The 17420-nt window shown below is 38.3% G+C and carries 16 protein-coding genes; 11 read left to right on the top strand and 5 right to left on the bottom strand.

Annotation, left to right across the window (positions count from 1 at the left end):
* The first annotated feature begins 40 nt into the window (after nucleotides 1-40).
* The 7 genes from N7603_RS05750 to N7603_RS05720 all read left to right on the top strand — a co-directional run bounded on the left by N7603_RS05750 (nucleotide 41) and on the right by N7603_RS05720 (nucleotide 7584).
* Nucleotides 41-1525 (top strand): tagaturonate epimerase family protein, encoded by a 1485-nt coding sequence (locus tag N7603_RS05750; RefSeq protein ID WP_262096420.1) that lies wholly within the window; start codon nucleotides 41-43, stop codon nucleotides 1523-1525.
* A 12-nt stretch (nucleotides 1526-1537) separates the two neighbouring features.
* On the top strand, nucleotides 1538-2611 hold the full coding sequence (locus tag N7603_RS05745) for a sugar kinase (protein ID WP_262096419.1): 1074 nt from the start codon (nucleotides 1538-1540) through the stop codon (nucleotides 2609-2611).
* A 12-nt stretch (nucleotides 2612-2623) separates the two neighbouring features.
* Complete coding sequence (gene gnd / locus N7603_RS05740) at nucleotides 2624-4078, top strand: decarboxylating NADP(+)-dependent phosphogluconate dehydrogenase (protein ID WP_262096418.1); 1455 nt, start codon at nucleotides 2624-2626, stop codon at nucleotides 4076-4078.
* Between the two features lie 9 nt (nucleotides 4079-4087).
* The gene (locus tag N7603_RS05735; protein ID WP_262096417.1) at nucleotides 4088-4939 is read left to right on the top strand and encodes an SDR family oxidoreductase; all 852 of its coding nucleotides are present in this window, start codon (nucleotides 4088-4090) and stop codon (nucleotides 4937-4939) included.
* Between the two features lies 1 nt (nucleotide 4940).
* Entirely contained in the window at nucleotides 4941-6134 is a 1194-nt protein-coding gene (locus tag N7603_RS05730) for a nickel-dependent putative hexonate epimerase (RefSeq protein WP_262096416.1), read from the top strand.
* Between the two features lie 90 nt (nucleotides 6135-6224).
* On the top strand, nucleotides 6225-6764 hold the full coding sequence (locus N7603_RS05725; protein ID WP_262096415.1) for an ECF transporter S component: 540 nt from the start codon (nucleotides 6225-6227) through the stop codon (nucleotides 6762-6764).
* Nucleotides 6757-7584, top strand: coding sequence for a nucleoside/nucleotide kinase family protein (locus N7603_RS05720; protein ID WP_262096414.1), 828 nt, complete (start codon nucleotides 6757-6759; stop codon nucleotides 7582-7584). The genes N7603_RS05725 and N7603_RS05720 overlap by 8 nt, the downstream gene beginning before the upstream one ends.
* Before the next feature lie 46 nt (nucleotides 7585-7630).
* Here the strand turns inward: N7603_RS05720 and N7603_RS05715 are convergent, their stop codons facing one another.
* The 4 genes from N7603_RS05715 to N7603_RS05700 are packed head-to-tail and all read right to left on the bottom strand — an operon-like array spanning nucleotide 7631 to nucleotide 10137.
* Nucleotides 7631-8617 (bottom strand): hypothetical protein, encoded by a 987-nt coding sequence (locus tag N7603_RS05715; RefSeq protein WP_262096413.1) that lies wholly within the window; start codon nucleotides 8615-8617, stop codon nucleotides 7631-7633.
* Complete coding sequence (locus N7603_RS05710) at nucleotides 8604-8831, bottom strand: helix-turn-helix domain-containing protein (RefSeq protein ID WP_262096412.1); 228 nt, start codon at nucleotides 8829-8831, stop codon at nucleotides 8604-8606. The genes N7603_RS05715 and N7603_RS05710 overlap by 14 nt, the downstream gene beginning before the upstream one ends.
* Nucleotides 8828-9388, bottom strand: a complete 561-nt coding sequence (locus N7603_RS05705; RefSeq protein ID WP_262096411.1) for a hypothetical protein — start codon at nucleotides 9386-9388, stop codon at nucleotides 8828-8830. Before N7603_RS05705 ends, N7603_RS05710 begins: the two co-directional genes overlap by 4 nt.
* 2 nt (nucleotides 9389-9390) lie before the next feature.
* Nucleotides 9391-10137: a hypothetical protein gene (locus N7603_RS05700; protein ID WP_262096410.1), complete on the bottom strand. Its 747-nt coding sequence runs from the start codon at nucleotides 10135-10137 to the stop codon at nucleotides 9391-9393.
* Nucleotides 10138-10361: 224 nt separating this feature from the next.
* Between N7603_RS05700 and N7603_RS05695 the strand changes: the two genes are divergently transcribed.
* Nucleotides 10362-10622 (top strand): hypothetical protein, encoded by a 261-nt coding sequence (locus N7603_RS05695; RefSeq protein WP_262096409.1) that lies wholly within the window; start codon nucleotides 10362-10364, stop codon nucleotides 10620-10622.
* Between the two features lie 43 nt (nucleotides 10623-10665).
* Here the strand turns inward: N7603_RS05695 and N7603_RS05690 are convergent, their stop codons facing one another.
* Complete coding sequence (locus tag N7603_RS05690; protein ID WP_262096408.1) at nucleotides 10666-11616, bottom strand: carbohydrate kinase family protein; 951 nt, start codon at nucleotides 11614-11616, stop codon at nucleotides 10666-10668.
* A gap of 375 nt (nucleotides 11617-11991) precedes the next feature.
* On the opposite strand from N7603_RS05690, the gene N7603_RS05685 reads away from it, so the two are divergent.
* The 3 genes from N7603_RS05685 (at nucleotide 11992) to N7603_RS05675 (ending at nucleotide 17376) form a co-directional block, all read left to right on the top strand.
* Nucleotides 11992-12813, top strand: coding sequence for a hypothetical protein (locus tag N7603_RS05685; protein ID WP_262096407.1), 822 nt, complete (start codon nucleotides 11992-11994; stop codon nucleotides 12811-12813).
* A gap of 71 nt (nucleotides 12814-12884) precedes the next feature.
* Nucleotides 12885-15230 (top strand): ATP-binding cassette domain-containing protein, encoded by a 2346-nt coding sequence (locus N7603_RS05680; protein WP_262096406.1) that lies wholly within the window; start codon nucleotides 12885-12887, stop codon nucleotides 15228-15230.
* Nucleotides 15223-17376, top strand: coding sequence for an ATP-binding cassette domain-containing protein (locus N7603_RS05675; protein WP_262096405.1), 2154 nt, complete (start codon nucleotides 15223-15225; stop codon nucleotides 17374-17376). The genes N7603_RS05680 and N7603_RS05675 overlap by 8 nt, the downstream gene beginning before the upstream one ends.
* Nucleotides 17377-17420: the final 44 nt, after the last annotated feature.

Raw genomic sequence — 17420 nt, 5'->3', positions numbered from 1 at the left:
TATTTCTAAAGAAATATAACAACAATAGAGGAGAAAAAGTATGAAAGAAAACAAGGCAGAGGTATTGAAACATTTATCTAAGGCTAAAGGCATTCTTGTGGATGCTATTTACCCTAAATCCGTTCATTTTATTGAAGATACTTGGGTCTTCATGCAAAAAGGTGTTAAAGCTGATGAACTGGTCGCTTATGGCAGATTAGCAACTGAGTTTACCGGTGAAGTGCACAGTTTTGAAGGTAAGAAACTGGTGATTGCACCACTTAATTTTCAAAATGGTCAAGTCTTAAGAAGACTCTTCCCATTTACGAAACCTGTACCTGTATTACATAAACAAAGAAGCTTCGGACTTGGTGACCGTTTAGGTTTAGCTACCGAAGGTCATGCACGTGTGTTTGAAGTATACGATGCATACCCAATCTTCGCACAACAATCGATTCGTGAATTGAATTTAACCCATCGTACGTATGAAGACGTTCTAGATGCGGCTTCGTTCGGTGCCTTTAAAGTTGGATTTACACGAGGTTTTGGTGCGGATGGTGACCACTTAAAGAAACCAGAAGATATTGAGTATGCTTTATCCTTGGGCTTCACCATGATTACACTTGACGCGAGTGATTATATCCGTAATGACATAAATGGTATGAGCGATGAAAAAGTTAATCAAGAAGTGAGTCTTGAAGAAGCACTTAAAGCACGTTATTTAAACCAAACCGTACAAATCGAAGACACCAAGTTTACGATTAGTGAACAAGAACTTAAACGCTGTGTACTAGTTTATGGTAAAGCCATTGACTTCGCTGCGTCCATATATAAGACTTATTTCATCGAAAAGAAGGCGAACGCGAACTTCGAGTTATCGATTGATGAAACCGCGACCCCAACCACACCGGTTCAACACTATTTTGTTGCGAATGAATTAAAACTTAAAGGTGTGAAACTAGATACCTTAGCCCCACGTTTCTGTGGTGAATTCCAAAAGGGTATCGACTATGTAGGTGACATCAAACAGTTTGAAGCAGAACTAATCATCCACGCCGCGATTGCGAGACACTTTGGATATAAATTATCGATTCACTCAGGATCCGATAAATTCTCTATATTCAGTTTAATTGGTAAACACACGAGAGGCCATTTCCACGTGAAGACCGCCGGTACGAACTGGTTAGAAGCGATGCGTGTAGTCGCGATGAAAGCCCCTAAACTATATAGAGACATTCATGCATTCGCGATTCAAATGTTCCCTGAAGCTACGAAGTTTTATCACGTAACTACAGATTTAAACCGCATCCCTAACTTAAGTAGTTTAAGTGACCAACAACTACCTGAATTATTCCATAACAATGACTCTAGACAACTCATTCATATTACCTATGGGTTTATTTTGAACCACAAGGATGAACAAGGCAAGTTCGTCTTTAGAGACCAACTCTTCCAACTATGGAGAGATGAATCAGATGCTTACAGCGACATGTTATTTAACCACATTGGTAAACACTTAGAATTACTCTACAAAGGATTTAAATAAGAGGATACTACTATGAAATTAAGACAACACAGCAAATACGCTCTTCTGTCACCTACCTCTATGGGTGTTAGAATCACACCGTTTGACCGTCAACCGGTTCATACCAGCCATCTCTTTCAGATGCAAGCCACATCCGCTGAATCGAACGTTTTATCCATTAGTGCGGCTTTGGGTTTAAAAACCAAAGTCTTAACAAAGTTTGTGAAAGATAGTCCAATTGCGTTATTAATCAAACAAGATTTAAGACGTCGTGGGATTGATTTTGAAGGTAAAGAAATCGAACAAGGTGGACCTTGGGGTTATAGACACCAATTCAATATCGTGGATAGTGGGTATGGAATGCGTGGACCACGCGTTCAAAACGACCGCGCGGGTGAAGTGGGAAGAACGCTATCACTTTCAGACTTTGACTTAAACCGTATTTTCAAAGAAGAAGGCGTCCAATTATTACATTTATCTGGACTTATCGTCGCTTTATCCAAAGAAACGAGTGCGTTCTGTTTAGAACTCGCGCGTTTCGCTAAACAAAACGGAACACTGATTTCGTTTGACTTAAACTACCGTGCTTCCTTCTGGAAAAACCGTAAAGAAGAACTTTCCAGTATATTTAAAGAAATCGCGAGTTTGACTGATATATTAATCGGTAATGAAGAAGACTTCCAACTGGCCTTAGATGTTCATGGACCTGAAGCCGGTGGCAAAGATATTAGTACTCAAATTGATAGTTTTAAAGGCTTAATCGATAACGTAAAGAAAGCTTTCCCGAATGCGTCTACTTACGCAACCACACTTCGTCAAGTTGAAGATTCGAATGAACACTATTGGGGTGCGATTGTAAATCAAGGGTCCGACTGGGTCGTAGTGGAACCACGTAAAATTTCAGTCTTAGACCGCATTGGTGGTGGCGACGGCTTTGTCGGTGGGCTCCTTTATAGTCTTTTAAGCGGATTTTCTATAGAAAAGTGTGCACATTTTGCCTGGGCTTCGGGCGCATATGTTACAACTGTATTAGAGGACTTCGGTATGCCTGTAGATGAAGAACAAATTTGGGCCATCTACGAAGGCAACGCACGTGTCCGTCGTTAAAGGAGAATACTCATGGAAAAATTATCAGACATTGGATTAACTGGATTGGCAGTCATGGGTGAGAACCTCGTTCTCAACATGGCATCCAAAGGCTTTCAAGTGACCGCACATGCGCGTCAACAAAGCCGTGTAGACGAATTTCTAAACACCCGTGCGAAAGGGTTGCCAATCATCGGGACTTCCGATTTAAAAACACTCGTAGCGTCACTTAAAAAACCACGTAAGGTCATGATGATGATCAAAGCCGGAGACCCGGTCGATCAAGTCATTGAACAATTACTCCCATTATTAGAACCAGGGGATATCATCATCGATGGTGGAAACTCCCACTACCCGGATACGATTCGTAGAACCAAATATGTGGAATCCAAAGGCTTTTTATACATTGGTACAGGCGTTTCCGGCGGCGAAGAAGGGGCTTTACTTGGACCTTCTATTATGCCAGGCGGATCAAAAGCAGCTTGGCCAACCGTAAAACCGATATTCCAAGGCATCGCAGCGAAAGTCGCTGACGGGTCCGTATGTTGTGACTGGGTTGGCGAAGATGGCGCAGGTCATTTCGTCAAGATGGTCCATAACGGAATTGAATATGGTGATATCCAATTGATTACCGAAGCTTACCACTTAATGCGTAATGTTCTAGGTATGTCTGCAGATGAAATGGCAGATGTCTTTAAAACTTGGAATAAAACCGAACTCGACAGTTACTTAATCGAAATCACAGGGGAAATCCTATCTCATAAAGATGAAGATGGACATCCACTAATCGATAAGATTTTAGACACAGCTGGACAAAAAGGTACAGGTAAATGGACTGCTGTTCAATCCTTAGAAGACGCTGTACCTCTAACCCTCATTACAGAAGCGGTTTATGCACGCTTTATCTCCGCGATGAAAGATGAACGCTTGGTCGCTTCTAAAGCCTACAAAGCGGTTCCAATTAGATTTAAAGGTGACAAAAAAGCATTTATTGAAGATATTAGAAAAGCGCTCTACGCAGCGAAAATCGTTTCCTATGCTCAAGGCTACGCATTGATGCGTGCGGCAGCGAAATCAAATAATTGGAACCTAAATTATGGCGGAATCGCGCTCATGTGGCGTGGTGGCTGCATCATCCGTTCCGTCTTCTTAGGTAAGATTAAGGATGCTTTTGATCAAAACCCTGAATTATCCAATTTACTCTTAGACCCATACTTCAAAGACATTATGGAAAACATGACTCAAGCTTGGCGTAATGTCATTTCTACTGCGGTATTAAATGGTATTCCGACCCCAGCGATGTCTGCGGCACTCAACTACTTTGATTCTTACCGTACTGAGAAATTACCAGCGAACTTACTCCAAGCTCAACGCGATTTCTTCGGTGCGCACACCTATGAAAGAACCGATAAACCAAGAGGTGAATTTTTCCATACCAATTGGACAGGCCGTGGCGGAAAGACTTCGTCAACGACTTATAACGTTTAGGAGGTTTCTATGAGCTACCCAATGCAATTTGATTTAAAGAGTAAAGTCATCGTCATAACCGGTGGTGCCGGTGTACTGGGTACTGAATTTTCGAAAGCTTGTGCTGAGGCAGGCGCTAAAGTCGTCATTTTAGGCAGAAGTTTTGAAAAAGCGGAAAAACTCGCTTCTGAAATTAGAAGTCTCGGACAACAAGCCATGGCTGTGTCTGCAGACGTCTTGAATAAAGCCTCGATTGAAACTGCCCATGCTTTAATAAAAGCGAACTTTGGACCTGTCGATATCCTCATCAATGGTGCAGGTGGCAATGACCCTAAAGCAACCACTGGGGATGAGTATTTTAATGCTTTAGCCTTAGAAACGGAAGGGGCTAAACACTTTTTCAATATGGACTTAGATGGTTTTAATTATGTCTTTGGTTTAAACTTTACAGGGACGTTAATCCCTTCACAAGTCTTTGGCAAAGATATGATTGGTAGACCAGGCTGTACGATTTTGAACATTTCCTCGATGAGTGCGTTTAACCCACTCACGAAGATTCCTGCATACAGCGCCGCGAAAGCCGCAATCAACAACTTCACAGAGTGGATGGCTGTTCATTTCGCTAACGAAGGCATTCGTGTCAATGCGTTAGCGCCAGGGTTCTTCGTTACCGAACAAAATAAAGCTTTATTAGTGAAACCAGATGGGTCTTTGACAGACCGCTCTTTAAAAATCATCAACAGTACGCCAATGAGACGTTTTGGTGAACCAGGTGAACTCATTGGTACACTCCTCTGGCTCCTTGACTCCAACCAATCTAAATTCGTCACAGGCGTAGTCATCCCTGTCGATGGTGGCTTCAATGCGTACGCTGGAGTCTAATATGGAACTCTTTTACAAAGCCCAAACCGAAGACGGTTTATCCAAATCGGAAATCCTCGAAGGGTTAAAAAAATCCTTAGAAGGTAAAACTGTAAAGAAAGTATTACTCATTCCACCTGACTTCACCCGTTTTCATTCGAATGCGGGATTGATCACAAACCTATACTATCACCTATTAAAAGATCAAGCACAAGTCGATATCTTACCGGCTTTAGGTACACATGAACCTATGAGTGCGAACGAGATTACAGAAATGTATGGAGACATTCCACACGACCGTTTCATCGTGCATAACTGGCGAGAAGACATCGTCCATGTTGGCGAAGTCCCTGGCAGTTATATCTCATCCATCACCGATGGTCTATGGGACCAAGGCGTGGGGATGGAAGTAAACCGCTTGATTATGGATCCTACCTACGATTTAATTCTATCGATTGGTCAAGTCGTACCTCACGAAGTCATCGGGATGGCGAACCACGCGAAGAATGTGTTTGTTGGGTGTGGCGGTAAAACCACCATCAACCAATCGCACATGATTGGCGCCGTTTACGGCATGGAACGTATGATGGGCAAAGACCATACCCCTGTTCGTAAAGTCTTAGACTACGCTTTAGAACACTTTTTAAAGGACCGTCCACTCTACTTTGTTTTAACTGTTACGACCGCCCCTAAAAATGTTATTAAGACCCATGGTCTATTTATCGGAAACACCAGAAAAGTGCTTGAAGAAGCGATTACCGTCTCTCAAGAAAAAAACATCAACTGGCTTGATAAAGGGATTAAAAAGTGCGTCGTATATTTAGACCCGAAAGAATTCAAGTCCACCTGGCTTGGCAATAAATCGATCTACCGTACCCGTATGGCGATTGAAGATGGTGGCGAACTCATTGTCTTAGCTGCTGGGGTTACCAAGTTCGGGGAAGACTCCAAAATCGATGAACTCATCCGTAAGTATGGTTACTGCGGCAGACTTAAGGTCCTAGAACTCTTTAAACAAAATGAAGACCTTAAGAAAAACATGAGTGCGGCAGCGCACCTCATCCACAGTTCATCAGATAGTCGTTTTAAGATTACCTACGCAGTGAAGAATATCACACAAGCAGAAGTGAAAAAGTCCACTTTAATCCAGCAAAATACGATGAAGTTGTTAAAAGATACAATCCAGATACCTTACAACCAGGGTGGAACACATTAGAAGATGGCGAAGAAATTTTCTTTATTCCAAACCCAGCCTTAGGTCTTTGGATCGATAAAAATCGTTTTTAGTTTATGAAGGAGTCCGTTCGTGAATAAATCACTTTATGCCTTAGTATTATCCAGCTTAATGATTGCGTTAGGCGTGGTACTACCCTATTTAACCGCTTCAAACCCACAGTTGGGTTCCGTCTTTTTATTAATGCATATTCCAGCTTTATTTGCTGGTCTCATCTTAGGTCCTAAGTACGGATTCTTAGTGGGTGTTGTCACCCCTTTGTTAAGAAGTTTAATCGCTGGGATGCCACCGTTATTTCCACAAGCTTTAGTGATGTCTTTTGAGATTGCTGGCTACGGGTTTTTCGCAGGATTGATCAAACAATTACTACCCAAGAAAGACCTATCTGTTTTAATTGCGTTAGTCGCAGCGATGATTTTAGGTAGAGCAGTTTATGGTTTAGCAGCGTGGATATTCTACCCACTGGCTGGACTCAACTTTACCTTAAAAATCTTCTTAACAGCTGCCTTTGTTACTGGTCTACCTGGCATCACAATCCAACTCGTTTTAATCCCTCTACTCTACTTTGGGTTAAAACGAACCCAAGCATTGGATGGGTTAGAAAATGTCTAGGCATGGATTACGTAAAATCGCTTTAAATAGCCTTTTTAAACCCATTCAACCAAACACCTATAACTATGAAATAGCGGACCATCTTCGGATGGTTCGCTTTCGTAAAATGCTCAGTAGAGGGGATTTACGTTTATATGTTATAGATGAAGAAGGAGAACTCGGTTTATCCTCAGGCTCTTTAATGAAATTTCTAAAGGTGAATGACTATCAAAGAAGTTCTAATGGTGAATCGATACCCTATATCATAGTGAACTCCTATCAAGAAAATCTATTGAAAGTGCTCTCTAAAATGGATGCACTATTAGAATCAAAACCAGAGTTATGGATTGCGATCGATGGGTATGCCTGTGCAGGTAAAACAACCTTGGCGAATCTGTTATCTCAAATCTATGAGGGCTCACTATTTCATACCGATGATTTCTTTAAAAAGCCAATCATCACAGAAGACCCCTTAACTCAGTATGGGGCGAACATTGACTTCCATAAGATCAATCAAACGGTGATTGAACCCATCCATAACCAAGCATCCGTTCATTACCAACCTTTTGACTTTAAGACTCATAAGCACTTAGAACACGTGATTATCCCTTATTCAAATATTCATATCTTTGAAGGCGCGTATAGTTTACATCCTCATCTAGAGGCTCCATACGACTTAAAGGTATTCTATGACATTTCAAGACTGAAACAGTACTACAAAATCTATGAGCGTAATGGATTCAAGCGGTTAAAGAAGTTTATTACGATTTGGATTCCCAATGAACGTAAGTACGTCAAAGCCTTAAAGATTAAAGAAAAAGCGAATCTATATTTGAAATGAAGCCTGCAAACTATTGCGGGCTTTTATTATGAAAAAACCCCTCAAATTACTGAGGGATTTGGGTGTGCCATAAATTCAGATCGATGACGTCTGCGATATAGGTTGAATCGTTTCCATTCATTCTATATATCTTTAAATCATTTTTAACCACATAGAGTAATCGATTTACAACCGTGAAGTAACCTTGTTTGACGTAGAGTTCATCGTCTAAACTATTGAGTGGTTTTTTACCATATCCACTAGAGACGATTCTAGGTTCTCCGTTGTAATATTCAATCGTTCGTTCTGCCTTGAAGGATTGATAGTTCACGGTACCATCTTCAAACACACCTAAATAGAATTCATGACCAAAGGCATAATAGTTAAGCTTACTACTCATGTTAAAGAATAAGTAAGAATCAAAAATCGTGGTATAGTTATCAGCATCTTCAATGTAAAGCGCGAAGTAATAGGACACTTCATTGGTATACGGTTTGAATACCGGAATCGCAACCGTTTTATCCTGGACTAGAATGTTGTTTAAATCTAGGGTATACCCAATTAAATCATAGGAATGAAAATCCAATAATTTACCAGTCTTTTTTTCGACAATGACAATCTTCGACTGTGTATCGCTATTGAATTCATAGTCGTCATGTGTGTAATAACCATAAGGCACCTGTTTATTTGGATTTCTAGAGAATATGACTAAATCGTATTGAGCATTCAATGTTTTTAAGTAAATCGGTTTGTAATCAAGTTTTGTAGAACCCCAATCACGCAGTTTATAGTCTAACGGTTCATTTAGTGAGGATTCATACAATACGTTATCGATTAAAGCTAATGTAAAATCACTCGTTTTATCCTCGTGGAGGAGATATGTATAGTTGAAACCATAATCGGGTTCATCCATCCAAGTATAAAACTCAAAGGCTAAATAGCCAAGACATAACATCGCGATTGAAACAATCATCCTGCGTTTCTTTTTAAAATAAATAAACGCAGTGATGAGGATAATGGGTGCGAGGATTGCGAATATACTAAACCAAGTCATCTTCGGGTTGTGCTCCTTCCATGTACCTTAGAATGTCTCCTGGATGACAGTCTAAGGCTTGACAAATGGCGTTAAGGGTTGTGAACCGGATCGCTTTGGCTTTACCGGATCTTAAGATCGATAGATTAGCCTCCGTAATCCCAATGATCTCACAGAGCATCTTAGACGTCATTTGTTTTTTTTCTAACATCTCTGTTAAAGTAACGTAAATCATACCGTTAGTCTATTTTCCTCATAGATATCGATTGCTTTACGGTAGATAAGTGCCAGGATGTAAAGGATAAATCCAACAACAATAAATAATAGCGGTTCAGATGAAATTGTAATGATGAATTCTTTTGAATAAGTACCGCCAATATAGCGAACGACACTGATACCTAATCCAGTGAGGATTTGAATTGCAGTTATCAAAATAAAGTTTTTACCCATACGTAATACAGCATCCGCGTTTCTAATCTCAAAGACAGATTCATGGTTCAATTGATTCATTAAGAACAGTGCGTCTTTAAATATGTAATAGAAGAAGTATCCTCTAAAGCTTAAATCCAACAACAAAATCATACTAACTTCATTGAGTGATTTAGAAATTAGCGATACCAAAGAGAGGACAACATAGGCTAAAGCGAAGAATCCAAAAACAAAGATTAAGAATTTACTGAAAAATCGTAAAATTTCTTTTAAGTCGTTCTTCTTCGTTAAGTAGATGATGTATATCGCAAGACCTAAAATCCCTGAAGCGAGTAATGTGAGTATTATGAACATAAATTGCATGACTAGTTATCCTCCAAAAAGTAAGTGAGTTCTAAAGATTGTGGAATAAAGGGTTTTTCACGATGTGTGAAGCTATTAAACCCTAAACGGATTGTGGTTAAAACATCTTGTTGTTCATAGACGTTAAACCGAAGTTGTAAGAAATCATTTGGGATATCCGTAATCTCATAGAGAATGACCCCTTCAAAATACGATGCATGAGGTGAATTCGTGATAGGGGTAGGTAAAGTCTCGGTTTCACCATATAGGATATGACTGCCATACAGTTTGTCTCGATAAGAGAGTTGTCCAATATGGGTTTTAAACTCATACCCCAGAGTCTCACTGGTGTTAAGTTCAAAATGGTGTACGAGATGACCCAGTGCGGCGTGATCATATCGATAAGTGAATACTAAGAAGTAGGTATTCTGTTTGGACTTAAAGAGGTGTCCTTCTAAAGAGAAGGTAGGTTTACTATCCCAATCGATGTCATCATACCGACCCCAATCTCTAGCGTAAGTATAAGGTTGTGAACTAGGCCATGTAAAATCGACATTCTGAAGCGATATCACGTAAGACTCAGCTTCATGATGGCTCAATAAATCATAAGCTAAATAAGGCAAAGTACCCTCATAACCCAAATCAGCTGCATAGGTTTCATATTCATCGGGTTCTTCAATTAAAAAGTAATCCTCCAACTCAGTGGGTTTAAATAACCAATACCCTAGTAATGACAGTAAAAGGATGCTATAAGCCATTAATATTTTCATATTTTTCTCCTAAAATTATTGTTTTTCGATAATTTAATTATATACCATCCCAAATCAATGTCAATTCCTATTTGAAGAAAAAAACGATCATCATTGAAATTAAATTGTAAAATCGCATAAAAGGTTAGGGCAATTAAATCCATAAAATAGTTGTATTAAGTATATAACTTATTTAAGTTAGGAAAACAATCCTGTATAATGTAACTAAAAGATAGGGTGATTCTATGAAACTGATTTATCATGTGGTAGGTTACATTCAATTATTAACCACGATATTCACCTTTTTGTTTGCGTTACTCAGTGTGGGAAGTGTGTTATATTTATCCACCTATGGGACATGGACCATGGATAATATCGTGCAGTGGGATGATTTTTGGAACTACACCAGACCATTTCCGCTGTTCTTTCTCTTTCTCTTTATTGCGGTATCGACACATTACATATTAATCCCTTTGGATAAACACCTTAAAACAAAAGAGAGTTAATGTTTGAATCCTCAACAAAAGAAAAGCCCCCAGCGATGGGGGCTTAATCGTTAAATAAGGCTTCAAATTCCGATTCAGTAGGGATGGCTGACATCCCACCAAATTGTGTTGTGGTGAGGGCTGCTTTCGCATTCGCTATCCTTAATGCATTCGATACATTTTCTTCACTAAAGACTAAATCTTTTTTGATCATTTCGGATAAGAAAGCACCGATGAAGGCGTCTCCAGCGCCTGTTGTATCTTTAACATCGACCTTAAAACCAGGCATGTGGAAACTTAAACCCGCTTTACTAAAGAAGGTTGAACCTAAGGAACCTTGAGTTAAAATAACATATTGGACATTTCCGACAAACAAGGATTGAATCGCTTTGGACTCCTCCTTTTTTCCTGTAATGAATTCGAGTTCATCGGAAGATACTTTAACCAAGTCTGCAAGAGATAAGAACTCATGAATGACTTCTTTATAAGCTTTGTGGTTTGGCCATAAGGACAATCTTAAGTTTGGATCGAAACTGATAAAACTACCTGCTTTTCTCGCTAGATCAATCGCTTCACTGTGAGCATCTTTGATTGGGTACTCAGAAAGACTCACGGAACAGAAGTGAAGGACACAGTCTTTAAGAATCGCTTTAGGGATTTGATGTGGACCATACAATTGGTCCGCGGATGGGTCACGGTAGAAGATGAAGTCTCGTTCACCGGTATCACTTAACGTGACAAACGCGAGCGCGGTATTGGCGAGACTGCTTTGTTTTAAATAACTACAATCGACACCATAACCTTTTAAAGAGTCGACCAAAAAGTCGCCAAACGCGTCTTTTCCGACTTGACCCAAGAAGTAACTTTTAATACCTGATTTCGCCCCCGCAACCGCGACATTCGCAGGTGCGCCACCTGGGTATTTCGTAAACCCAGAGACATCTTTAAGTTTTGTTCCTTTTTCTAAAGGGATAAAATCGATGAGCAATTCTCCGATACTCACTAAATGTTTCATACATACACCTCGATTAAGAAAATTATATCACGAAAGGGATCGTATTGGTTGATGGACACAAGCGACATGAAATCAACAAAATGAATAAGAAATATGCAACTCATAATGTTTGTATAATGTTACTTCTTAGTTAATAAAAAAAAGAGTTAATTTCCTAAAAATAAAATAGAAAAAGTAATACTGAATTATTATATTTTAAATTTTAAAATATAATGTTAATATTTTTCAGTTAAAACAAATAAATAAAATAAAAAAATAGAAAAAAATAATAAAAAAGCGGACAAAAACAGTTTTTTTTTCGTTTTATTAGGTGGATCATTAAGTAAGTATAAAGTTTCAAATACTAAATCTTACTATAGAAAGGAGGTGAAACAAATGAAAAAAGGCCTATTGATGTTTATTACTCTAGCATTTATGTTATTTGTGGTTTCAATTAAAGTTAACGCTAAAGTAGCAACTATGGATGAAAGTGTAAAACCAATTCATGAACTTGTTAGTGAATCAGGAAGCGGTTCAATGTATTCTACTACTCAATCAGATTATTCTCAATTAGGTAATCTTGTGACAAATCAACAATATACATCATCTAGGTTTAGAGTTGGTATCATTGAACATTATTACAAATATACTGTTAACTCAATAAAGAGATATTATGGTGTATACTCTAATTATTTCGGCGGTTATTATACTAAATCTGTTCTTGAAAGTGGAAGTGTTACATCACAATTAACAACTACACGCAAATATCAAGAAACTGAGGACTACACCTACTACTTCTCCAGAAACATGAGTTATTCCTTTGAAGCCAATTTATATGCTTCTACAAACTATTCAAGTGATGGTTTAAGCGCTAGTGGCGATATGAAAGCCAAATCATCAACTGATATATCTTATAGTTACAACTACCTTTATACGAGAAAATCATTTACTGAAATGGAGTACTCAGGGACAATGATAGTGGATAGCTTAATCGCTGCATACTGTCCAGCTGGCTATTCGATTAGTATCGGTGAAGTCGGCTATTATTATGTTCTTGACATAACGTATACAGAATACGAAATTTGGTGGTGGGGAACTAAGGTAACAGGAAGTTCTAATCGCTCATTAAAGATTGTCGGTGTAAATGAAGATACCTTAACTACAGCATTTATTTATATTAAACAAAATGATCCGAACTCAACTTACTATTTAATCTAATTAAATATAATGGTGTAGTGTTTACATTTTATACGCTACACCATTATAATATTCACTAGGAGATATATGACATGAAGATTACTCTAAACATAGATTTACACAAAATGACACAAGCCGATAGAACATTTCAATTGGCTGATATAAAAATTTCTTCAAAATCACCATCCCTAGTTGGTCTAATTGGCTCATCTGGCTCCGGTAAAACAACTATTCTAAATATGTTAGCAGGGCTAATAAAAATCCAAAATGGTAACTATCTGATTGATGATGAAAATGTACTATCTGCTCCTTCTAATATAGAGTATATAGCGATTGATAATAACCACTTTAAGGACCTTACAGTTTTAGATAATCTTAGATTGGTCAATTCGGATGAAGCTTCGATTCATAAGGTTACTCAAACACTTGGAATTAAACATTTAGAAAGCAAATTAGCGAATAGACTTTCTAAAGGAGAAAAAGAACGTGTGTCCATTTGTCGAGGGTTATTATCGAGTAAACCGATTCTATTGTTTGATGAACCCACTGCGAACCTCGATCCAAAACATGCGAGAACTGTATTCGACTGTTTGTCCAAATTGAGTAAGAACAAACTCATTCTCGTAGCCAGTCACGAATCAGACTTCGTGAAATCGTATTGTGACACCTATTACGAACTCGAACAAGGGCGAATCGTCAAGTCTGTTTTAATCAACCCAGAAAAACAGGTTTCTAATGAAACTCTCAATATAACGTATGAATCACCCAAACAAAAATCACTGATTACGAAATGGATGTTGAAACGACTCATCCATCAACAATGGATGTTATTGTTTAGTGTTGTCTCCTTTTTCTTTTTACTGTTAACGGTGTTTTCGTTTAGTCTATTGAATCAAGTCGATCCAGATTCAACCTTACAAAATAGCCTCAATCACTTGAACTATGACTATTATCTCGCTACCGATAAAAACTATACAAAGGACACAAATCCAAACACGTATCTAACCGAACATAACGCCTTAAAAACGGTTCATTTGTCACCGATTCGGGATGTAGAGATGAAAGCTTTATTTCAATCCGATCAAACAATAAGCCTATTAGGATTAAACCTCAACGATTATGTAGTGCCAACCGAATATGTAGATACGCTCACCATTAAGTATAGTCCTATCCTAGTGAGTCAAACCCTATTGGATCGGATTGCGGAAACAGGACTCTACTATCAAATCGGGGATGTTTTACCGACTCATTTTTCGTATGAAGGTACGATAGAGTACCGTTTTGTCATTGTGGATGTATTTACCATCGATACAGAGTTTAATGAGACTGGAGATACCTATTTTCCATGTATCATCGATGAAACCTTTTATGAAGACTTTATCAAAACCACGGGTATCCTTAATCAAACGTATCGTGAAGGCATAAAGACGGTACTAGAAACCTACAATGACTACCTCACATTGAACCATCCTACGGTTCCTATTTATAAAGGGATTTATACCATTGGGCAGTTTCAAGTCCGCTTGATTAAGGATACTTTGATAACAGATACCTTCTACGATGAAGAAAACGTCCCTGCATCGGGAGGGTACTATTTAAATGGTCGTCTACCTGAAAAAGCGAGTGAGATTGTGGTACCCTCCCGCTTGATATACGAACTCTTAAGTAATAATCCAAGTAGTGATGTTGTGATTGAGTCGTTTAGACAGTCCTTCAATCCCAGTGTAACCCTATCGGCAGAAAACTATTTTCCATCTTCACTTTTTCCGAGTGCAGTCGAAGTCGTCGGTTATTACGGGTATATAGGGTCTAATCCACCCAAAATAGAAGATCAAATTTTGGTGCATGAAACCTTATTCGATTCCTTACAAGAAGCTATCTTCGAAGATGGGTATTTAACCTATTCTTTAGTAGAACCCATCTATTATCCAAAAGCGTTCATTCAAGAAGCCTTTGATGACATTCAATCGAATACGATTCTGGTCCAAACCGATGAAATTGAGTCGTTAGACTTAGCTTTAGAAAACACCCAAACCCTCAGTAATTTCATTACACTCATTTCAATCGTCCTCGGACTCGTCAGTTTTACGCTTCTTTGGCTCTTCATTCAAAACTATATCCGAGGTATGCAAAAAGAGCGTTTGTTGTTATTACTTATGGGCGTGAAGAAGAAGACCCTTCTTGGGTTATCCATTCTCGTTTTATTAGGTGTTTATAGTAGCGTTTGGTTGGTGTTCATGAGTCTTTCCAGTCCACTTAAACAGTTCGTATTCAATATAGTGACGAATCCGGTGCATTTCCCGGGCGAGCTCATTTCAAACGAAGCTTATGCGTATAGTCTAGTAACCTTAACTTGGCTTTTAACAACCATCCTTTCAACACTCACCATGGTATGGCGTCAACAAAAACAAGTGCTAGAGAGTATCCAATATGAATAGAATCGAATCGATTACCTTAAAACAAGTATCGAAAACCTTTTCGAACCAAAACACCGTTTTAAATGGGTTTACCAACACCTTTCATAAGAATGACCTCATTGTTATCACAGGCGTTTCGGGTGTGGGTAAAACAACGCTCTTACAGTTAATCGGACTATTGGATCATCCAACACAAGGTGAGATTTTATACGATGGCATAGCCTGTCAAAATCAATCTGAGAATATACGACAACGTTTTATTCAAGAACACATCAGTTATCTTTTTCAAGGGACAAACCTCAATGTCGACTTGAGGCTAAGAGATAACCTCTTACTCGTCAGCAGAGATTTACAAGTGATTGAAGATATAACGGTTTCACTTCAAATTCAACACTTACTCGATCAAAAGGTATTAAAGTTATCCAAAGGTGAAAAAGCGCGGGCTGCGTTAGCACGTACCTTACTTGAAGATAAATCCATACTCCTATTGGATGAACCAGCAGCGAACTTAGATGATGTGAAAACAAAGCTCATTTACGACGTAATCAAAGCCTATACTCAAGATAAAATCGTCTTTATGGTTTCTCATAAGAAGACGTTAGAACTACCTTATTCACACCGGTTATTGGACCTAACTAAAGAAGGTTTTGTTGAGAAAAGAGTAGAACATTCTCATGAATACACACCTAAGTTATTAGCTTCCTCAAAAGGTTTAAAAAAACCCTTAATTAAAACCAGTGTTGTTTTATACAAAAAACACCCAATTAAGTTAGGTGTATTTCTCGCATTAGAAACATTATTATTTCTATTAATTATTTTACTTACAGCGAGTCTCTCTTTAAAGGAATCTCAAATCATTAAGAACCGCTTATTGGATACCCACCTTTATTACATACCCTCAAATAATTCTCACGCGAATGATGCTTACTTAAAACAACGGTTAGTGTTTACCTATGAAGGCGATGTCTTAACGGTAGATAGTTATTTTTCAAAGGATAATCACTTCCGTTTTAAAGGAGAAACCTTTCATCTTCTAGAAAATGAAATCATCATCCCTAAGTACATCGGTGAGCAGTATTCGATTGAAACCGGAGACACGATTTCCTTACTCAATCAAACCGTTACAGTTAAATCCATTTACGATGAATCTCTAGAGACATATCTCGATGAACTCAATCCCGCCCTTCAACCGTCTAAGTATGAAACAGTGATTCGAGAAACCATCCCATTGTTTGTAAGTTCAAACGTACTTAAGAACTACATAGAAGTACAAGGTACTACGCTCGATTCCAAGTGGTTTACTCAAGCCTCACAAACTTTAAAACAAGAGACCAGTCTATCTCTCGCCTTTAGAAGGCTCAATCTCAAAACCGCTCCAAGCATATTAGAAGAAGATGAAATCATTTTATCGGTAAGCAGTCTTTTAAAACCAGAGTATGAAACAACTTTGAATGGACTCATTTCGAAAACCTTAACCTTTAATGTAGACAGCCTAGAATCCAAGCTTGGAGTAAAGAATTTCCCAAATACCGTTCGTATTAAAGATGTTATTTATGAAGATGCATCCAATCCATACGAGGTTGGTTTCTACATCCAGGAAACTTATCGTTTAGCTATTCTCGATGGTCTATTTGAAAATGAAGTCATCCCGTATAAAACGTGGATGTTTCCGATTTATGAGGATTTAAAGATTGACGTAAAAAAATTAGATATCGATACTTATGAAATTTACCCTAAAGTCGAATTAGACTTATTGAGTTTGAATGCGACGTATGAACTGGCTATACTCGCTGTAACAGCGCTAGTTGTGCTATTAATCCTATTCACCTACGTGTTGGTATCGAATGGAATCTATAAGGATTATAAGTCGATCAATCAGCTTTACTTCACGATTGGGATATCGTCCTTTAAAAGAGGATTCCTATATACGATTCCGTTATATGGATTCACTCTAATAGCCATTTTTATGAGCCTGTTTATTCTGAAAAGACCACGCTTTATACGAAGTTTAAATGATCTGTTTGGTTTGGAGGAATCCATTTTGATACCTGAACCTTCGGTCTTATTTGTGTATACTATTTTTAGTATAGTGATCATCCAAGGGTTCTTAAGTTATTTCAAGATCAAAGTTAAAACTGATACCTTATATACACGCATAAAAGAATAGAAAATAATCTTCATTTTTCTAGCAAAAAAGTGAAGATTTTTACG

Source organism: Paracholeplasma vituli, assembly GCF_025446935.1.
GTDB lineage: Bacteria > Bacillota_I > Bacilli_A > Acholeplasmatales > UBA5453 > Paracholeplasma > Paracholeplasma vituli.
Note: the sequence above shows the minus strand (reverse complement) of the source record. Positions and strands in the feature narration are given on the sequence as shown.

Coding starts and splice junctions, on each gene's coding strand:
- N7603_RS05700 (WP_262096410.1), bottom strand. CDS start 10,137: ATGAAAATATTAATGGCTTATAGCATCCTTTTACTGTCATTACTAGGG.
- N7603_RS05705 (WP_262096411.1), bottom strand. CDS start 9,388: ATGCAATTTATGTTCATAATACTCACATTACTCGCTTCAGGGATTTTA.
- gnd (WP_262096418.1), top strand. CDS start 2,624: ATGGAAAAATTATCAGACATTGGATTAACTGGATTGGCAGTCATGGGT.
- N7603_RS05720 (WP_262096414.1), top strand. CDS start 6,757: ATGTCTAGGCATGGATTACGTAAAATCGCTTTAAATAGCCTTTTTAAA.
- N7603_RS05715 (WP_262096413.1), bottom strand. CDS start 8,617: ATGACTTGGTTTAGTATATTCGCAATCCTCGCACCCATTATCCTCATC.
- N7603_RS05745 (WP_262096419.1), top strand. CDS start 1,538: ATGAAATTAAGACAACACAGCAAATACGCTCTTCTGTCACCTACCTCT.
- N7603_RS05685 (WP_262096407.1), top strand. CDS start 11,992: ATGAAAAAAGGCCTATTGATGTTTATTACTCTAGCATTTATGTTATTT.
- N7603_RS05675 (WP_262096405.1), top strand. CDS start 15,223: ATGAATAGAATCGAATCGATTACCTTAAAACAAGTATCGAAAACCTTT.
- N7603_RS05710 (WP_262096412.1), bottom strand. CDS start 8,831: ATGATTTACGTTACTTTAACAGAGATGTTAGAAAAAAAACAAATGACG.
- N7603_RS05690 (WP_262096408.1), bottom strand. CDS start 11,616: ATGAAACATTTAGTGAGTATCGGAGAATTGCTCATCGATTTTATCCCT.
- N7603_RS05735 (WP_262096417.1), top strand. CDS start 4,088: ATGAGCTACCCAATGCAATTTGATTTAAAGAGTAAAGTCATCGTCATA.
- N7603_RS05750 (WP_262096420.1), top strand. CDS start 41: ATGAAAGAAAACAAGGCAGAGGTATTGAAACATTTATCTAAGGCTAAA.
- N7603_RS05695 (WP_262096409.1), top strand. CDS start 10,362: ATGAAACTGATTTATCATGTGGTAGGTTACATTCAATTATTAACCACG.
- N7603_RS05730 (WP_262096416.1), top strand. CDS start 4,941: ATGGAACTCTTTTACAAAGCCCAAACCGAAGACGGTTTATCCAAATCG.
- N7603_RS05680 (WP_262096406.1), top strand. CDS start 12,885: ATGAAGATTACTCTAAACATAGATTTACACAAAATGACACAAGCCGAT.